This is a genomic window from Acinetobacter sp. ACNIH1 (assembly GCF_002934695.1).
GTDB classification, from domain to species: domain Bacteria; phylum Pseudomonadota; class Gammaproteobacteria; order Pseudomonadales; family Moraxellaceae; genus Acinetobacter; species Acinetobacter variabilis.
The window spans coordinates 2,166,392-2,185,998 of the sequence record NZ_CP026420.1 but is presented as its reverse complement, the minus strand read 5'-3'; the positions used below and the strand labels follow the sequence as shown (position 1 = coordinate 2,185,998).

General features: G+C 34.9%; 14 protein-coding genes and 2 pseudogenes. 7 read left to right on the top strand and 9 right to left on the bottom strand.

Annotated features, from left to right (window positions below; all coding sequences use genetic code 11):
* Positions 1 to 42 precede the first annotated feature (42 nt).
* On the bottom strand, positions 43 to 795 hold the full coding sequence (locus tag C3F22_RS10695) for an IS5 family transposase (RefSeq protein WP_104426538.1): 753 nt from the start codon (positions 793 to 795) through the stop codon (positions 43 to 45).
* Positions 796 to 1,024: 229 nt separating this feature from the next.
* Here C3F22_RS10695 and C3F22_RS10690 point away from each other — a divergent pair, with 229 nt between their 5' ends.
* The 6 genes from C3F22_RS10690 (at position 1,025) to C3F22_RS10665 (ending at position 8,988) form a co-directional block, all read left to right on the top strand.
* Positions 1,025 to 1,780 (top strand): hypothetical protein, encoded by a 756-nt coding sequence (locus C3F22_RS10690; RefSeq protein ID WP_228203545.1) that lies wholly within the window; start codon positions 1,025 to 1,027, stop codon positions 1,778 to 1,780.
* Between the two features lie 94 nt (positions 1,781 to 1,874).
* Positions 1,875 to 2,843 carry an IS30 family transposase gene (locus tag C3F22_RS10685; protein ID WP_265735218.1) on the top strand — a complete coding sequence of 323 codons (969 nt, stop codon included), beginning with the start codon at positions 1,875 to 1,877 and terminating at the stop codon, positions 2,841 to 2,843.
* A gap of 39 nt (positions 2,844 to 2,882) precedes the next feature.
* Positions 2,883 to 3,758, top strand: a complete 876-nt coding sequence (locus C3F22_RS10680) for a PspC domain-containing protein (RefSeq protein WP_228203544.1) — start codon at positions 2,883 to 2,885, stop codon at positions 3,756 to 3,758.
* A 17-nt stretch (positions 3,759 to 3,775) separates the two neighbouring features.
* A complete protein-coding gene (locus tag C3F22_RS10675; protein WP_104426536.1) occupies positions 3,776 to 4,738 on the top strand; it encodes a hypothetical protein in 963 nt (320 codons plus the stop codon).
* A 10-nt stretch (positions 4,739 to 4,748) separates the two neighbouring features.
* The gene (locus C3F22_RS10670; protein ID WP_104426535.1) at positions 4,749 to 7,268 is read left to right on the top strand and encodes an Hsp70 family protein; all 2,520 of its coding nucleotides are present in this window, start codon (positions 4,749 to 4,751) and stop codon (positions 7,266 to 7,268) included.
* A 7-nt stretch (positions 7,269 to 7,275) separates the two neighbouring features.
* Complete coding sequence (locus C3F22_RS10665; RefSeq protein ID WP_104426534.1) at positions 7,276 to 8,988, top strand: AAA family ATPase; 1,713 nt, start codon at positions 7,276 to 7,278, stop codon at positions 8,986 to 8,988.
* A 292-nt stretch (positions 8,989 to 9,280) separates the two neighbouring features.
* Here C3F22_RS10665 and C3F22_RS10655 read toward each other — a convergent pair whose 3' ends face one another.
* The 4 genes from C3F22_RS10655 to C3F22_RS10645 all read right to left on the bottom strand — a co-directional run bounded on the left by C3F22_RS10655 (position 9,281) and on the right by C3F22_RS10645 (position 12,963).
* Positions 9,281 to 10,309 (bottom strand): transposase, encoded by a 1,029-nt coding sequence (locus C3F22_RS10655; RefSeq protein ID WP_079255106.1) that lies wholly within the window; start codon positions 10,307 to 10,309, stop codon positions 9,281 to 9,283.
* Positions 10,310 to 10,348: 39 nt separating this feature from the next.
* A complete protein-coding gene (locus tag C3F22_RS18275) occupies positions 10,349 to 10,489 on the bottom strand; it encodes a hypothetical protein (protein ID WP_158651678.1) in 141 nt (46 codons plus the stop codon).
* A gap of 165 nt (positions 10,490 to 10,654) precedes the next feature.
* Positions 10,655 to 12,082 (bottom strand): hypothetical protein, encoded by a 1,428-nt coding sequence (locus tag C3F22_RS10650; protein ID WP_104426533.1) that lies wholly within the window; start codon positions 12,080 to 12,082, stop codon positions 10,655 to 10,657.
* Between the two features lie 26 nt (positions 12,083 to 12,108).
* Complete coding sequence (locus tag C3F22_RS10645; protein WP_104426532.1) at positions 12,109 to 12,963, bottom strand: hypothetical protein; 855 nt, start codon at positions 12,961 to 12,963, stop codon at positions 12,109 to 12,111.
* Between the two features lie 325 nt (positions 12,964 to 13,288).
* On the opposite strand from C3F22_RS10645, the gene C3F22_RS18585 reads away from it, so the two are divergent.
* Positions 13,289 to 15,154, top strand: coding sequence for a hypothetical protein (locus C3F22_RS18585; protein WP_228203543.1), 1,866 nt, complete (start codon positions 13,289 to 13,291; stop codon positions 15,152 to 15,154).
* A gap of 157 nt (positions 15,155 to 15,311) precedes the next feature.
* On the opposite strand, the gene C3F22_RS10630 is transcribed toward C3F22_RS18585, so the two are convergent.
* The 4 genes and pseudogenes from C3F22_RS10630 to C3F22_RS10610 form a co-directional block, all read right to left on the bottom strand.
* Entirely contained in the window at positions 15,312 to 16,043 is a 732-nt protein-coding gene (locus C3F22_RS10630) for a Fic family protein (protein WP_104426531.1), read from the bottom strand.
* A 373-nt stretch (positions 16,044 to 16,416) separates the two neighbouring features.
* A pseudogene (locus tag C3F22_RS18580) lies at positions 16,417 to 16,888 on the bottom strand (tyrosine-type recombinase/integrase); the annotation flags it as partial.
* Positions 16,889 to 16,940: 52 nt separating this feature from the next.
* Positions 16,941 to 17,875, bottom strand: a pseudogene (locus C3F22_RS10615) (IS5-like element IS17 family transposase).
* A 278-nt stretch (positions 17,876 to 18,153) separates the two neighbouring features.
* On the bottom strand, positions 18,154 to 19,497 hold the full coding sequence (locus C3F22_RS10610) for an OprD family outer membrane porin (protein ID WP_104426529.1): 1,344 nt from the start codon (positions 19,495 to 19,497) through the stop codon (positions 18,154 to 18,156).
* Positions 19,498 to 19,607 lie beyond the last annotated feature (110 nt).

Genomic DNA, 19,607 nt, shown 5'->3' with positions numbered 1-19,607 from the left:
TAAAGCTAGAAGTATTTAATATAGGAATATTAGGGCGTGTCCTCATTTGGCTTTACACCAAATAAACATGCAAACAATGTAAATCATAGACTGGTAATTTCGTGCAAGCTTATCAAATCGGGTTGCAATCGCTCGGAAATGCTTCAATCTCGCAAAAGCATTTTCAACTAAATGTCTTAATTTATATAGATATTTATCAAATTCCTTATTCGATTTCTTACTGTTTGATCTCAATGGAATAATGGGAATCATATCCTTGTTCTGGGCATATATTCTAATGTGCTCAGCATCATACCCCTTATCAGCAATGAGATAAGTTGCCTCGCCTACAGTATCAATCAGTTGTTTTGCAACTTGACTGTCGTGGACGCCACCCCCAGTGATTTTAAAATCAATCGGTAATCCATTCGCGTCGGTTGCAAGATGTATTTTTGTTGTTCGTCCACCACGTGATTGTCCAATTGCTCTTTCGAAACCATTCCGAGCTCCACTTGCATGTTGATGCACGCGTATGTAGCTTCCGTCAATGAATACCCATTCTTGATCCAAGACGCCTCGTAATCTAAAAAAAAATTTATTCCATAATCCCTTGCTTGCCCAACGATTAAAACGATTATAAGCAGTTTGCCAAGGACAAAATTCTTGAGGAATATCACGCCATGTGGCGCCTGTACGCAGTTTCCATAAGATCGCTTCCATGATATTTCTACTATTCTTTGAACGGTAGCAACCATGTAATCGCATAGTATCTTGAATTTGCTGCCAGATATCATCGGTAAGAAGAGTACGTGCCATTGAAAATATAGAAATAAAAATAACTTAAAGGAGGATTTTAAGTATTTAAAACCAATTCTTCAAATGAGGACACGCCCTAGACTATTACATGTTGGGTTAAACTGCCACCACCGCACCATCAAAGATCTTGTTCTTAATAATTTAAAGTGCAATTATCTACTAATAAATTGTTATTTTTATGTAAAAATGTGATTAAATTACTAAAAATTAAATATTAGTAGAGGGTAACTTGCAGTTCATAATTAATAATCCTTACCGTATTTTGGGACTCACTGCAAATGCTTCATCAAGAGAAGTGGCAAAAAGAGTAGCTGATTTAGAAACATTTGCTGAGTTTGGTAAGTCAAAAAAATACTCCCTTGATCTAACTGAAATAGCACCTCTTACAAGAACAGTGGATGCAATTCAGCAAGCTGCAAAAGATATAGAAAATGATACTGACAAATTGGTATATGCTTTCTTCTGGTTTGCAAAAGTTGATAGTGTTGATGAATTAGCAATTGAATGCATTGAAAACAATCAAGTTCAAAAAGCTTTCGAAATATGGGATCAGCAAATTAATAAAAATGGAAATGATGCTAAATTTTCATGGCGGCTTAATCGAGCAGTTATTTCATTATTTAGATGTCAGATTTCCAATTTTAGTACTGAAAATTTCGAATCAGCATTAGAGGATTTAGGATATCTAACCGATGACCATTTTCAGGATGTCCAAAGATTTGTATTTGGGGAAAATAATTTAAAAATTGATAGAGAACAAGTTAATAAAAAAATTAGTGATGAGATCATTAGCTTTGTAGGTATTTTAGAAGAACAACCTTATGGTGAATATTGCATTGGTCTTTTGAATGAGTTTTGGGCGTTTTCATCTAGTACAAAAGATTATGTAGAGACAAAATTATTTGCACCTTGTATTAATCAGATAGAGACTGCGATCCAAAAAAGTCAGCAGTTACGGGATGATGAAAGGCAGAGTAAAACTTGAAGTGCGACATAAACCACCTAATTAATTTAAAGGGTTTATGGAGTATATAAAATTGTCATACCATCATCTTAACTTTGAAGATCGTACTGCATTAATGCTTGAGTCAAGAAAAGAAGGCTTTTCACCCAGAAAATTTGCTGAACTTATTAAAAGACATCCTAGTACGATCTATCGTGAGCTTAAAAGAAATAGCATCAATGACGTTTATCAAGCTCAATATGCTTCTGATAACACCTTCGCTAGACGTAGACGTGGTCACAGAAAACTCAAAATCGATTCAATCCTCTGGAAATTTATTGTTGAAGCGATCCGTTGTTTATGGTCTCCTCAGCAAATATCGAAGCGTTTAAAGAGATTTCCTGATTTGGATCAAACAATGAATGTAAGCCATACAACGATTTATTCAACGATACGAGCATTACCAAAGGGTGAGTTGAAAAAAGACTTACTATCCTGTCTGCGTCATGAAAATAAAAAGCGAAAAGCTAACGGTGAACCTAAAAAAGATTCTATATTACAGGATATTAAAACTATTCATGAGCGCCCAGCTGAAGTTCAAGAAAGAAAAATACCGGGTCATTGGGAGGCCGATTTAATTAAAGGTAAAGACAATAAAAGTTCGATAGCAACACTTATTGAACGAAATACACGGCTCTGTATCTTGGCAACATTACCTGATGCAAAGGCAGAATCAGTGCGCAAGGCTTTAACTGAAGCTCTGAAATATTTACCCGCAGAACTGCGTAAAACATTGACCTATGACCGTGGACGTGAGATGTCAGAACATAAAATCCTCGAAGAAGATTTAGGCATAGATGTATATTTCTGTGACCCACATTCACCATGGCAGAAAGGCACATGCGAAAATATGAATGGTTTAATTAGGCAATATTTACCTAAAGGGATTGATTTAAACCAGGCAGATCAGCATTATTTAAATCAAGTTGCCATGTCACTGAATACTCGCCCTAGAAAAGCGTTAGATTGGCTTACACCATTAGAGAAGTTTGCTCAGCTTGTTGATTATCATAAGGCTTTTGAAACTGTCGCACCTCATGTTTGAATTCGCCAAAATTCAAGTTCTATAAATCAATATAATGGTTTGAAAGAAGTTGAAGATCTGATTTATGAAATAGATGAATTTTCGGAAAATTATAAAATACAGAATATTATCAATGAATATGCCAATGAGGTGAGAAGATGCTCACTATATGCATATAATCAGATTGATAACCGTGATTTGGCTTATGAATTGATTATATGGGCAGAGGAACTGCCATCCTATGGGCAGGTGGCTCAAGATATTGAGAAAAATAAAGAAGAATTAGTTGATTTAATAGAAAGCGATAAATTTGAAGAGATATATGCAACTATTACTGAGTATATAAAGCGAGATTTGCATTCCATAGATGATGCTAGAAAAGTTTTAAATGTCTTTAAAATTGAACTGGCAAAAGTAGATGTACATAACGAAATGTACTATACAGTCTCATCATACTGTGTAACCAAAATTTTGAATTTCTTAATTGATGAATTTAATGAAGCAAGTGATCGATTAGAACGAGATAAAAATTTAGAAAGTTTTTATAGAGTTGCTGTTTCGGTTCGTGATGTTATGGCACAACTTAGGAATTTTGAAAAAAATTCAGAAGTTAAAGAACAATTAGAAAATAATTATCAAAGTATCAGTTCACAGGCTGATGAAGCGAATAGATTTTTAGAATCCATAAATAGAAATGTAAGCTCAAGTCATTCCAATGATAACTCAACATATCCTTCAACTTATAGAGAGCCTGGGTTCTATAAGTCAGATAAAGATATTGTATTTAGTGGGGCGCTAGGTGGTTTAGCTGAACTTTGGGGGTGGAATGCTGGTTTTCTACGAATTTTGTTTGTTGTAGTTAGCTTGTTTATGTCTATTTGGCCAGGTGTAATTGCATACATCGTACTTAATATGATCATGCCTAAAAGAAATTAATAATTGAGTGTTTAAAAATGAAAAATTCAATGAAAAGAATTGCTGTATTTATTGTATTGGCTGGGATGTTAGGACATGTATCAGCGGCATCTAATGAGCAAATACCGCAAGACGTTGAAGTTAAACTGGTGGAACTTGAAAAAATAAACAGACAAACACTAGAGAAATTTGACCAGTTTAAAACAGATAGTCTTAAACAACAAAAAGCTTTAACAGTAAAAATTAGTGAACAAGACAAACAGCATCAACTGGAAATTAAAAAGTTAAATGAAAATATTGGCATTTTAGAAAATAGATTACAGGAAAGCATCAAAGCTCAACAACAAACTGTAGATCAGCTCAATCAGCTTGATAAAACAACAGCACAAACTACGGCAACAATTTATGACAGCATTACTGCACGCACGATAGCTGCTTTGATTGGACTTATTTTTGCTGTGGGTTTAATTGCGGCAAGTTATCTTTTACTTCGTAAGAAGCAATCACAATCGAATGAAGATCTATCATCTCAGGTGAAGTTAGCGTTGGATAATGTGCGGCAAACTGAAGAAAATATTGTGAAGTCTGATATCCAGCTTGTTGACCGTTTACATGAAGTATTAACTCAGTTAAAAGAACAAGCGAAGATAGTCCCAGTAGTCCAACAAAATAATGAACCGGATCATAGTTTACCTTTAAAACTCGCAGATGAAATTCATCGTATGCGTAAACGTCTTGCAGCACTTCCTGATGATACAAAGGGATTGAAACCACTCAGCAAGTCGTTAGAGCGCTTAGAAGATGAATTGTCAGAGCAAGGTTATGAAATTATTGATCATACTGGTACTAAATATATAGAAAATATGTCTATGAAAGCTCAGATTATACCAAGTGATGAACTAGAAAATGGTCAAAGTATTATAACCAAGGTTATTGTCCCACAAGTGAATTTCCAAGGGGTAATGATTCGTATGGCAGATGTAGAAGTAAGTGTGGGTTAAGGAAATAAAAATGCGTCAAAAAATTGATTATGGTATTGATTTAGGTACTACAAACTCAGCAATTGCCCGTATGGAAAATGGTGAGAGTGTAATTATTAAAAGTGATGATAATCAGATGGATACAACACCATCAATTGTTTCATTTAACAAAAAGCAAACTGTTTTTGTAGGGCTAAGCGCCAAGAATGCACTAGAGAGAGAAGCCGTCAGTTTTCATAAAAATCGAAAAAAAGCCGAGCCAAATGGTTATCAAGAATTTAAAAGGACAATGGGGACAGATCACCATTATAATTCTTCAAATATGCAGAGATCTTATACTTCGGAAGAGTTATCTGCTGAAGTATTAAAAAAGCTTAAAGGTTATTTCCGTGATGAGGATATAAACTCTGCTGTCATTACAGTTCCTGCAATGTTTAGGCAGAGTCAATTAGATGCAACACAGCGTGCTGCTGAACTTGCAGGATTTAGCTATTGTGAATTACTGCAAGAGCCAATTGCTGCTTCGATTGCTTACGGAATTAAAGCTAACTCTACTACTGGTTATTGGTTAGTATTTGACTTTGGTGGAGGAACTTTTGATGCTGCATTAATGCATGTTGAAGAAGGGATAATGAAAGTAGTAGATACCGAAGGGGATAACCATCTTGGTGGTAAAAATTTAGATAATGCTATTGTTGATCAGTTATTAATTCCAGAATTAGAAAAGCAATGCGAATTAAATGATACCCTCGAAAATGAAAGTACTAAAAAGCTACTTCAAGACGCATTAAAAAAATATGCTGAAGAAGCAAAAATCACTTTATCTTCTAAAGAGAAATGGGGGTATTTCCTTGAAGACCTAGGTGAAGATGATGAGGGAGAAGAAATTCAAGCTGATCTCGATATTAGTTTAGAGCAGTATGAAAAGGTAGTCAGTCCAATTTTCCAACGTGCAATTGATATAGTTAAGAATGTATTAGTGCGTAATAACTTAAGTGGAAGTGATTTAGAGTCACTGATTTTAGTTGGTGGTCCAACTTTCCAGCAGACATTACGTCGTATGCTTAAAGAGCAAGTGACTGATAAAGTAGATACTAGTATTGATCCAATGACAGCAGTTGCTAAAGGTGCTGCTTTATTTGCTTCAACAAAAGACATCCCTCGTGAATTACAAAAACGCGATAGTTCAAAAGCTCAGTTAAGTTTGAAATATCCAGAAACGACTGTAGAAACCCAGGAAAATTTAGGGATACGTATCGATCGTGAACAATCAACAGCGAATTTACCCGCTACCTTTACTTTAGAAATCATTCGCGGAGATAGTGGTTGGTCTTCTGGTAAGGTGTTAGTTGAAGGCGATGTAGAAATTATAGAATTAATGTTGAATGAAGGAAAAACCAACCAATTTAATATTAAGCTCTCTGGTCCAGATGGTTCGAATATTCCGTGTGAGCCAAACTCAATTACCATTATTCAGGGTATGAAAATTGCCAATGCAACACTGCCATATCACGTTGGTATTGAAGTTTACGATACGGTAGATAATAAGCAAGGTGTATATCCTTTATCCGGACTAGAAAAAAATAAGACACTGCCAGCAAAAGGTAAAGGTTCTTTCAAAACCATGAAAGATATACGTCCAGGTCTTAAGGAAGATCAGATTCTAATTCCAATATATGAGTTAAGTCGTGGAAATGATGGATCACGGGCAATTCTAAATACTTTTTTTGGTAAATTTGCTATAACAGGCCAAGATATTTCAGCTTTCCTTCCAGCAGGTAGCGATGTTGAAGTTACTTTAAATATTGATGCATCACGTCGTGGTAAGCTGTCGGTGTATCTACCTGCATTAGATGAAAGCTTTGATGTTGTGATTGAAACCACAATTGAAAAAGATATTAAAAAAGAAGAATTACAAAAAGAGATTGTGGTAGCAAAATCTACTGCACAACGTCTTGCTAATGAAGGGAGTTCAGAAGCTGAGAAGCAGCTTGTACAGTTGGATGAGGCTGAACAAGTGTTAAATGAACGAGGTCATGAGCGTTCTAGTAAAGAGGAAGTAAAAGCTAAACTTCAAGACTCCTTAATTGAATTGGATAAGCAAGAAGCAGAAGGCGAGTGGCCAAAAGTGAAGCAAGAGCTTCAAGAGGCACTGAACGATTTAATCATGCAAAATAAACGATATGGCAATGCTCAGACAAATCGCATCGTTGAAGAGTCAGAAGAGCATGTACGTCAAGTAATTGCTGCTAGAGATATTCAGTCTGCGAAGAAGTTAACGGACCAATTATCATCAATGGCTTTTGAGCTACAGGGGCAAGATATTAGTTTCTGGGTAGGCGCTGTATATTATTTAGATGAGTGTTTTGAGGATATTAAATGGACAAATCGCTCAGAAGCCTATCGTGGAGTACAGAATCTCAAACAACTACTCAATATGAACCCTAATAAAGATCGACTTGAGCAAGCTGTATGGGAAGTTGTGCAATTGATGAGTCCTGAAAGTAAAGCGGCTATGCAGAATGTAAATAGTGATCTGTTGAGACGTTGAGGTTAAGATGACACGAGTCGGTACATTTCCAAAAGAATCTATTATTGCTAATCGATATCAAGTACAAACATATCTTGGTGAGCATGATTGCTGTGAAGTGTACCGCGTCGTTGATATTGAAACTTGTGACCTGAAGTTACTTAAAATTATTCAAAATAAACAGCTCCCAAGTATAGATTTAGATTTATTAGAAAAAACCTTACTTAAATATTCGAAATTACGACATCAAAATTTGATAATTCAATCTGAATTGAAAAATTTTATTGATAATCAAATAACATATTACTATTTTCTTAATAATTATATTTCAGGTGAACCACTCGAAGATTTATTAAGACGAAAACTTAAATTAAGTATATTTGAGAGTTCAGAAATTTTATTTCCAATTTTGGACACATTAGATTATTTGCATTCACAGAAAATAATGCACAAAAATATTAATCCTAGTTATATATACTTAGATTATAGTTTAAATAAAATTAATAGTTTTTTATGTTTGGTTAAAGTTAGTGAATTTAGTTCAGAAGAAGCTAAAAAAATTTACTTGGCATACCAATCTAATAACCGTCTTCTTAAAAAGAATTATATTGGAAACGACGTTTTTTCATGGATGATTATATTTTATAAATCTATTACAGGTGTTCAACCATGGAATTATGATATTGATTGGGAAATTGACGATATTACTTCAATTAGGCAGCGTATAGAACTTCATAGAGCTAGCTATTCATCAACCCCTTTATCTTTTTATGAAATCACCTATGAAAAGGTAGATAGTGTTTTTAAAATAGTTTTCGATAAAAATTGCCAAAATTTATTTTTAAATTTTCAAGAATTAAAATCAGATTTAATATCTGGATTTAATTTGGATTCTAAGTATCAGTTTTTAAAAATGATAAATAAAAAAGAATCTAACGCTAATTTTCAAATCAAAAATAGTAAGATCGAGAATAAAAAAGGATTACAGAAAATTGCTGGTATGGATGATCTAAAACAACAGTTAGATATAGATGTTATTCAACCTTTAATCCAAAAGGATAAATATCAAAAATATGGAGTGGAACCATTAACCGGTATACTACTTTATGGGCCTCCAGGTTGTGGTAAAACATTTATTGCACAATGTCTAGCAGAGGAAATAGGTTATTCATATTTTGAAATTAAACCATCTGACTTAGCTAGTGTATATATACATGGTACACAAGAAAAGATAGCTAAGTTGTTTAGAAAAGCGGAAGAGAGTAATCCTTCGCTTATTTTTATTGATGAAATTGATGCATTATTACCTAACCGAAGTCAGGAAAATTTGACTCACCATTACGCAAGTGAAGTGAATGAGTTTTTATCACAAATAACAAATTGCGGTGAGAAGGGTATTCTTGTGATTGGAGCCACAAATCGCCCCAAAGCTATAGATCCTGCGATGTTAAGAACAGGACGATTAGAAAAGCATATTTATATAGATTTTCCAGACTTTAATGCTCGATTGGGAATGCTAAAACAGTATTTAGAAAATAGACCTTGTTCTGATGATTTGGATTTGTTCAACTTAGCTATATTAATGGTTGGTTATACTTCTAGCGATCTCAGATATATAGTAAATGAGACTGCTAAATTAGCATTAAAAGAAGATTGTCAGATTAACGATATATTCTTTAAAACGATCATTGAGAAGTATAAACCATCTGTAAGAAATGATGATAGGTTCAGTCAGTTTTAAAAATAATAGATAGTTTGATATTCCAAACTATCTATTATTACTATTAATTATTTTATCAGTTTATCAATACTGTCTCTGAGTCCATCTGCGCTGCGGCCTTCTTCGAGACTGATTTTTTCACGTAGTCTTGTGAGAGCCCGTTTTGCGTCTTCATCATTTCTTAATAGTTCACGAGCTTTATATTGATTTTGGTTATTTATGGCTGCTAAAGCTAAAGCTCGGTTACTTGCATTACTACGTTCTGAAGTATTATTTTGCTTATAGAAATCAATAAGTTAGGACTTACGCACTATTATTTATAGATTCTCTGTGGTAGCAGATGATTTTTATCGAGAATAAAGTCATCAATGAAGTTTTTGATAACTGGTCTAAATAATTTCTTCTGCCAACGATATACATTTTCAAAGATCCGCTCAAACTGGTTCTTTTGTATCTCAACGTAGGCCATCAAGGCTGAAAAAATATGATTCAAAATCAGTTTAGATCGTCTTACTTGAAACTTTTCAATATGACAAACCTGTTTAATCACCCGGTGATATTGCTCTATTTTCCAATGACTTGAATGTAATTCATGAAAACCCTCAAAGGACAATAAATCATCTTCATCTTGATGCACAATATAAAACCTCTGCTGTTCTTTTAACTGAGTCTTAAATAATTGTACAAAGCCAAAATCTTTGAGCCAGACCACTTGACCCTGATGGAAATCTGGCAATAAACGCAGTTGAAACCATTGTCCTTTTTCTGGGGAAACCTTACGGTTACAGTCGATACCAAACATAAATCGAATACCATATTTTCTTATGGTTTTTAGATTTCCAGTCGATGAATACCAACTATCACCTGTAATAAATTGAATCTTTGCACCCCAACTGAGTACTTCACTTAACATATCCATAAAGTAATCATTCTTGGTTTTACTTTCAGATTTGTCATAAATTCGGAAATTAATTGGAATATTTTGACCATTTTGATCTGTCGCATACAAGGTAATGAGATTAATACCCTTGACGGATCGGTGGTGTTTGCCTGACCAAAAATAGCTAACCAAGTCCATATGTTGACTATATGGTTTATCTAAAACAGTATCATCAATACTGACTATAAGTTTATTATTATCAATATGTTGAATTGATTCTTGATATAGGTCGTGAGGTGTGTAGTCTTCACGCTCTAGAAAGCGATTTACACTATCATGCGAGATATTATAAGTCTCGGCAAGTTGTGTGCAGCTAATAGAGTTCGGTTCTGTCATGAGAAAGCCCATATAAATGGGTAATGTACAAGTTGCTGTAGAAGCATGTTTAATTCGTCTAATCACAGATACTTTATAAAGTATTTTAATACTTTTTTGAATCCGTCAATGCGTAAGTCCTATAAGTCTACTTTCTGATGCGCGCTCCATTTTATCCCATTGCTCAAGCTGCTTTTTTGTTACAGCATCAGTCATTGCCTTTCCTGCAGCTTTTCCTGCACTTACTAAAGAATCAAAAAAACCCATAATTACTCCTTATTTCATAGTTAATTGAATTTTATTTTTTAATAAAATTATCAACTTAATTTAACTTTAGATCCCATTTCAATCAAGTAATTTTGTTGAAAAATATATATTAAAATTTGCGGTTTTTTTACCTTAGTTCATTTACTTTGCATATGTCTAATTGTTTTAGTCAAACAAAAAACTTTGTAAATCATTTTCATTTTTCAATATTTTTGATTCTTCGACTCCATAAGCACGAGCTAACATAATACTGGACTCTACAATTGAAATATTTGTACTCAAGTCAAAAGCTTTACTTCTTAAATCAGCAATTTTTTCAAATTCAGTATTAATTTTATTTATGACATTTATATAAACTTCATCAACCTTAGCTACAAAAAGTTGCATGGAAGCTTCCATCTTCTGTGCTAGCTTTTTATCTTCACCTAATAAAATTTCACATACAAACTTTCCTGCGATTGAACCAATGACAGCGCCTAAGACTGGTATAGGGATAAATGTTTGTCCTGCTAGGGCAGCAAGACCAACACCTGCGCTATCAGCACAAACAAAAATTGAATTCATTTGAAACTCTTCGAAAGTTAATTTCCCTTGGTAAAAGTCATGTACTAATGAGCTTACCCCTTTTGATGCGGTAACAAATGCACCGGCTAAGGGGGCAGCTAACCCCGCACAATTAGTCAAACTATAAACTGCAGCACCAGTTACACCTGCTAATGCGGATGCTTTAGCTGTATCTAATCCAACTTCTTTCCAGTCTTCTTTAGTTAGCTCGCCCTTAAATAAATTTTTTCCTTCATTTTTATATTTAAGATATAAAGAGGAACTCAAGGCAATAGCACCACCAACAGCTGCTGCAGCTCCAGCTGCTTTTAGCCCTTCTGTTAAGTTGGCTTGATGTTTATCGTGAATAATGTCTTTCAGTTTTTCATTTTGTTGTTCTAGGTCAACACTGTGCTTATTTAATGTTTCATGCACTTGTCCTTGTTGAACTTCAGCATAATCAGATACCCCAGGACGAACCACCTCATTAAATGGCTGTCCAGACTTGGTTTGGATTTCTTCAATTTTTGCTTGAACAGAATTGATAGTCTTTTGACTTAAACCTTCAATAGATTCACCGCGATGAATTTTAGAAATCAATTCATAATGATCTTTTGGAATATGATAATAAGATCCGTCACGACCAAAGTTTTCATACTTGTCCATGTGTTTGAGCACATGATCAAGGTTGTTACGCAAACCATTAATAAATTTTGATTGAACCTGAATCCCATCAATCAAATAATCTTCGGGCGCAGTGCGTCCCACTCCTTCAAAGGTAGCTCTGACTGTATCACCTGCAAGAGCATCTCTTGCATTACGAATACCTACTTCGACTTGTTCTGCAATTTCTCCATGTTTAGTAAGATCGCTACCTAAAATATTTTCAGGTGTTCCAATAAACTCTCGAACTTGATCAACATGCTTCATTGAATTAATAAAGCATTGATCCTGCAAATTAAGTTGAGTAATTTCGTCGTGCAGTCGAGCAACATTAATGCCATCGACTATGGCACTAGAAATCTGGTCTTGTACTGAAGTTGTTTGCATTAATATTGCCTGATGATTTAATTAAATTAGAGCTCAACTTTCTTTTTCATAAGTAGACATAAGCTCTCTACATGATTTTTCAATGAAATCATAAGTGCTTTTTGGCCGCCATCTAGTTGATTATAATCAAGTGTGGTGAGTGTTGAATCTAGCGTTCTTAATTGAGATTGCATCCCCACAATATGCTTCTGTGTCTCTTCCGTAAGTTTTTCCACTTCTAAGGACGCGGCTTTAAATTGTCTATTTAGAACTTCGATTTCCTTTCTTTTTTCATCAGCTTCTTTAGCAATTTTCTCATTTCTACTGCGTGCAAAAAGTGCACTTCCGACTAATGCTGTACCACCAATTGCCCAGCCTACTGGTCCTGCAAGTGCCAATAAAGCATTACCTGCAGCCATACCACCACCACCTGCAGCAAGAGCTCCTCCACCTAACCAAGCTAATGCAGCATTAGTAGCTGCAGCACCACCTAATGCAGAAATGGCCGTGCCCGTAGATGCTGTGCCAAAAGTAGTTGCAATGGCCATAGCTGCAGTAGGTGCAAATGCAGCAACTCCAGCGCCAGCAGCAACTCCAGCTCCCGCAGTGCTACCAGCTTGTAGGTCGACCAAGCGAGCATTTTCTCGAATCTTCTCTAAGATGTCGCTAAAGACTTTAAATTCAGCTTTGTATTCAGTAAATGTTTTATCAAATTCTTTAGGCTTATTCGCAATTGCACTAAATAGAGCCTCAATTTTTGAAATAATTTTGTGGGCATCATTTTTTCTGAGATTCATTAACTTTTCAGACTTTGAACCTACTTCTTGCCCTAGGTCTTCATAAATCTTTTTAGCATTTTCAAATTTATCGATAGCATTTTTTTTTAAATCACCGTTTAACATTTTGTACCCTTACATATTTATGTGATTTTTGTGAAGTCTGTTTTATATATATTATTATTTTTTATCAGAATTGTAATTCAATATTTTTTTAATATTCACATTTTGGCTTGTTGACAAAAAGTTTTAGTTTGCCTATGCTTCAAATGAGCAATCATGCTTAGGTTGAGTTTTAGCCTGCGGTTAAGAGTTCATACTCTCTTAAACAAAAAAACCTCATCTTATATTCTTAAATAAGACCAAATCCGTTATTTCGTAAGTATGTCTCTAAATCAAAAGATTTAGTTGAAGGCTTTTTATTTCCTGTCGAAATATAACGGATGTTAATATGTTAAAAGCATTTTCTAAAAGACATTTTTTTACCCAATTACCTGTTGTGGGTTATTTACCTCTTAAAAAATTTCATATTCTGCCAATATTTGGTTTAGAACCTAAATTAATTAAACAATCGGTTGACAGCGTAGCTCGCGATCGTGAAAAAATAGGTCATTGCACGCTCTTAAATGCTCTTGTTCATTCATTGGGTTTTAAAGGTGGTTTTTCAGGATTTTTGGATGCCTATGAGCAAATCCTAAAACCTTTTATGGAAGACCATAACTTAAGCCAATATGCGGATTTGATTGAGCCAAGGTTTCCATGTGATGGAGCAAGTCGTTTAAAACATCAACGTCAAGATGTATCTGATCGACTGTTTTATAGCGATAGCCCTATTCCAGACAAAATTTTTACAGGATATAACTTTCGTTATGATCAATACTTCGATGATGGTATAGGTATCTACAATTTTGAAATTGATCATTCTGATTATGGATTACATCAGAACCCCTATGATGAAAATGATTCATCAAATGTAGATGTAGCTCTTCAAAACCCTACATTAGAAGTACCTCTGAAGCGTAAACAGCCAAATACGAGATCACTGATTGATATCGTGATTGGTGGAGATTTATTTTATATCCAGGCTGGTTTCAACCTGCTTGGAGATCAGCTGATTCAACCTAGGGAAAAAGAGCTAGTTTTTCAAATTTATAATAACAATGAATCAGCTTTAGAAAAATGTCTGATACATTGTAATAAAAAGATGAACTTGTTTATTCAGCGCATTGAGGAAGTCAATCAAGGTTGGATTGAAGTAATCCCTTTTAATGAAAATCTTATTTTTTTAAAAGGTGAAAAAGGTGAATATGACTTCCTTTTTAAAAATCAACGTGATGAAGAATTTAAACATCAAATTTACGAACCGTACTTGAAAAGAGCTGACGTACCTAAATTTGATGATGAATATCATTTTAAGCGTTGGTTCTACTTTGAATTTAAGGGAAATAGGCAACAGCAGTCACATCAAGCAGAAACAGAGTATTATTTTTCTGGTGGTAAAGCATGTGACTATCCTGGCACAGAAGAGTTATTAAAACGCTCTTTGTATATTGATTATGCCAAAACACTCGTAGATTTGGGCTCTTCTATTGAATTGCCAAAATTTCAAAAGATTAGGTTAGAAAATGGCAAATGCTTGATGGTCTCAGATTTAATCCCAATTGAAGACTTTCAGGAATTTTTAATTTCAAACCCATTGTACTTAGAAGGTAGAGCGGATGTTTTTGAGCAAGAAGGTTTGCTTGATAATCTAGAATCAGTAAATGCTGATGAAGATACGTCGTTGCCTGTATCATTGACTTGGTATGATGTAATGGCATTTATCAGTTGGTTTAATCGGAAGAATAAAGTCGAGAGCCGCTTATTAACTTATGATGAGTTTATAGAGGTTTCCCCCTTTTCTGAAAAGATCGATGATGATTCGGGATTGAGTTTTTATTCGCCACCTTTAAACAGAACTTTTAATGGAGAAACATCTTTTATAGGTCAACCTAATGAAGAGTTCGAATACAACTGTCTGAGTTTTTATGATGAAAATGGAGACAAGATTTTTGGTCATCCACCTTATATGAAGGAAAAATCTTTCCAAAAAATTCAATTGAAATTTGAAGATGTGAAATACTTAGAAAAGCACGAACTTAGATTTATTGATTCCAAAAATTTTGGAGAATGGTTAAATAATAAAACTTGTGTTTGTTGTAAAACATTAACGGGATTTTATAACTATATTGCCAAACCAACTCCAGTATTGGATTCTACAGGTAAATATAAAGGTAGAAAAACTGGCTTTAGACTTTGCTATGAATTAAAAGATTAAAGCTATTAAATATGGGCAAGTAAGTAACTTGCCCATATTGTTATTAAGTCGTCAAAGGCTAAGTTTTTCAGTTGCTGAAGGAGCTATCGAACTCGGTGGCTATTCAGGCTTGCCTACACCCAAAATTTGATATTTTTTGTGTACAAGCTGAGCTTCTTTAAAGACCTAAAATAACTTGATACGGTTTAAATCCTTCTAATACAGCATCGGAAACTAGTTTGATAAAAGATTCTGTTTTTCCGAAAGCCATCCATTGATCCAATGCCTCATAATATGCCAATCGATTTTCAACTGTGATGACACAGGGTGGATAACCAGCTTTAAGCAATTCGAGGTTCATCAATAAGCGTGATGTACGACCATTCCCATCAATAAATGGATGAATGCCTACAAAGTCTGCATGTACTTTAGCTGCACGTTCAATAGGATGTAGCTTATGTGCCTCAGTATTGTACCAATCGACAAGCTGAGCCATTTTATCATTCAACAGTGTATAGTCGGGTGGGTTAGTCGTAGCACCTGAAATCAACACGTTTTGTTGGCGATAACGTCCTGCATTGTCATCATCGATATTTTTTAGAATGAGTTGATGGATATTACGAATCTGCCATTCAGAAAAAGGTTCTTCTTTACGAATAATATCTTCAACATAATAGATCGCATTTCTATGGTTAATTGCCTCGAAATGTTCTCGTAATGCTTTTCCACCAACGGTAATGCCTTCCAAAACCACTTTTGTTTCTAGCAATGTCAGTGTATTGCCTTCAATTGCATTTGAATGATATGTCCAGCGAACAATAAGATCTTCTTGTAGATTTTTTACAATTGCAGGAGAAAGAGGACGATGCTGATCTAATTTTGTTTTTAAAGCATCTATATTGTCAAACATAACTTTCACCCTGAAGTTGTACTCTTGAATGATACATGAAAAAAACAAATATAAAAAAGTAATGTTATAACATATCTTTTAATATTGAATGCGTACGTGTTAAAATCGGGACACCATTTCAAATCCTGTTAATGGATTTGAACAAAATAAATTTTGTGATTCAATGCACTAAATCTAATTTGGGTAAAAAATGGGTACAGGAAAAATGCTATTGGCTTTATGGTTCACTAAATCAATAGCTTAGGAGTTGAGTTCAATTGACGCCATCTCCACCAAAATTCTTGTTATAAATCAGCCACTTATATTAAGTGGCTTTTTTATTGCCACACATTTGCCACATTTTTCATTGCAAGAGCTTTTGATTTCGACGTATTTAGGCTGTACGAGTTACGCTAAGTTTCGCAATTTCTTGCTTATTTTTATCCCCATGCAACCATTTTGTATAGCGTTTGATCAGCATTTGTAGACTATGTCCAAGTTGATCGACTACAAACATTGGATTGACGCCATCCATCAGCAACATCGTCGCATAAGTATGCCTTGCATTGTATGCAGGGCGGTGACGTATAGAACACGCTTTCATCGCTTCTACAAGACGCTCTCTAGGTGGTTTTTCATTAAAGAAGGGTTTCCTTAGTCTTAGGACATAGCATCACATAGTCTGTTTGGTAGCCTTGATCCTTTTTAAATTGAAGCAAAGCTTTCAAAGCCAGAGTTGATCGTTCATTCAGATATACTTCTCGAGACGTATGTGTTTTTGTCACCTTTTTTTCTAAACCACGTACACGGCTTTTGTTAACTTTGAATGTGCCATTGAACCAATCGATATCACTTTCTCTAAGAGCGGCTTTGTTGCACAAAGATTTGAAATGCAAAGCGCCCCTAATTGAACCAAATTTAAGGCGTAACTTGGGTAAGTGGTCGACCTAATTCCGTAAATCTGTTGAGGACTGCTACACGTGCATGAATTTCATTCACCTGACTAGGAAAGCTTCTTGCCATTAATTTATCGCCTAATAATTTGATGCAATGCATCTTGGTTTCCACCAAACTGCGGCGATGATAGCCTGACCATTTTTTCCATAATATCCTGCCTAAACGTTTAACTGTTCGAAGTAATTCATTTCGCTCTAGCGAGCTACTCTTTGTATCTTTCCATGGTTTCGCATTTTTTCTAGGTGGAATCACCGCATGTGCTTGCCGATCTGCAATGACTTGACGGCATTGCTTGGTGTCATAAGCTCCATCGCGGTATAAACAGAGTCAATCTGCTCATCTTGTGGAATCTGATTAAGTAAATCACCAAGCACCTGTGAATCACTGACATTATTGGTTGTAAGCTGAATAGCGCGTATTTGTAGGGTTTTGGCATCTATACCAATATGTAGTTTACGCCATTGGCGACGATATTCAGGTCCATGTTTCTTGCGTTTCCATTCGCCCTCACCTAGAAACTTCATGCCTGTAGAGTCTACGAGTAGATGCAGCCCATCGCTACTTTTTTGGTAGCTGATTGCAATATCAATATGCTTTTGTCTTCTACAAAGCGTACTGTAATCTGGTGCGGTCCAATTTAATCCGCAAAGTTTAATCAGACTTTGCACAAAGCCAGTGACCATACGTAAAGACAAACGGAATAGAGATTTAATCATTAAGCAGCATTGGATAGCTGCGTCGGAGTAGATTTGATTTCGTCCTTGTTTGCCTTTTGATGGCGCATACCATTGCGTAGCAGGATCAAACCAAATGGCAATATTTCCGCGACTCATGAGTGCTCGGTTATATGCGGGCCAATTGGTTGTGCGGTAGATTTTGTGTGTAGGCTTCTTCATTTGAAAATTATATCGCTGAAAAAGCCTTTACAGATAGGTTTGTGCAACAAAGCCCATATTATTTATGATGTATTGGTTAATAAAGAACGCTAAGTTTTCTTATAAAATAAAGAGGCTTTGTTGCATAAACATTCTTCAAGATGCTGATTCTTAAAGATTTTTTTGATTTTTAATCCAAAAATGAATTAAAAAAATCATAGTCTTAGATATTTATGCAACAAAGCCTAATCAAATTGTGAATCACTAATTAATTGCTAGAACTTACAACATGCATATAATTAAAATGACAATGGATACTCAATAATTACGCGTACTTCATCAATATCATTATAACGATAACCTTTGGTGGCTCGATGGGTAGCTTGACGTAACTTTATATCCAAACCCTTAGCAAATCCACTTGGAACTTTGTAAGAAATTTGAAGATTACGTTCCCAATGCTTATTGTCTTTGGTTGGATCATAAACAAATCTCTGTCTATAAAAACTATTATCACTATTACTGTTGTCTACATCCCAACCATATATATAACGCCCCATTAAGCTTAGGCCTGGTAGTCCATATGAGCCAAGACTTGTTTCATATTTAAGCTGTAGTGACTTTTCTTTTGCTTCAGAAAAACTGGCAAACTGCGCTGCATTTAGAATTGAAACATTTCCGCCTATAGTTGAATATCCTACCCAGTCAAAAGGCTCATCCCCAAATACCTGCTGATATCCAAAAGAAATAATATGCTGATCTATTTGATATCCCACTAAACCTGACAGAATGTTTGCTTCAATATTGCCTGCAATTTTTTTACCCGTATCTTTATTACTATATCCAACAAAGGCAGCTTTTAGTTTGTGGTCATTTTCAAAAGCATGTTGGAAATCTGCGCCTAGAAAGAGCTGTGTCCATACGTCTTCTAATTCAGAAGCATAGGCGGTTACTGATGAGTTTGGTAATTTATATGTTCCTCCAGCAAAACTGACACTATCCGCTTTAATTCCAGCAGCTGGACCATAATCTGTGGTAAAAAAGTTTAAATCCTTCGTAGAATCTACCGGATTCATACTATAAAAATAACCGGCATTTATTTCCAAATGATCTATAGATTTATTCTGTAAAGTTATACCCGTACTTACAGATGGGAGTAAGCGAGAGGTATTGGTGGCTATAACTGGAACATTGGGAAATTGATTACCATAAGTCAATATAGTGTCCTTATATTTGACCTTTAGAGCACCTCCAATTTCTCCATTGAAGCTTTTAGTCTTACCTGTTGCAGAGTCAAATTCTAACAAGTTTGTGCCGGTTTTAAATTCGTCACTATATAGTTTTACTGCTGCCATGCCATAAGCATCAAATCCTACTTGCAAGGCAGTATCAGTATATCCTGAAGTATATTTTGCAATAACCCCATGTGCCCATTCACTACGATAGCCCTCTTTATCTTCTTCTGGCAACTGCGTGTTCGCACCGGAAGGATTGAAAGCTCCATTTCTAAAATCGCGATAAAAATAAAAATTACGATTAATTAAATCAAATTGACCATCTTCCAATAATTCATTTGCTAATAGTTCAGGTGAAAAAGACATACAGGTCCCTATTACTAATGAAAATTTCACAAGTGTTTTCATACATTCATCCTTAAATGTTTCTTAATTTATTTTTGAAATCATTGTTATTTGGGTTAAACAGATAAATTCATACTTCATCTATTCCAAGCATTTGATAATGTATTTGGCTA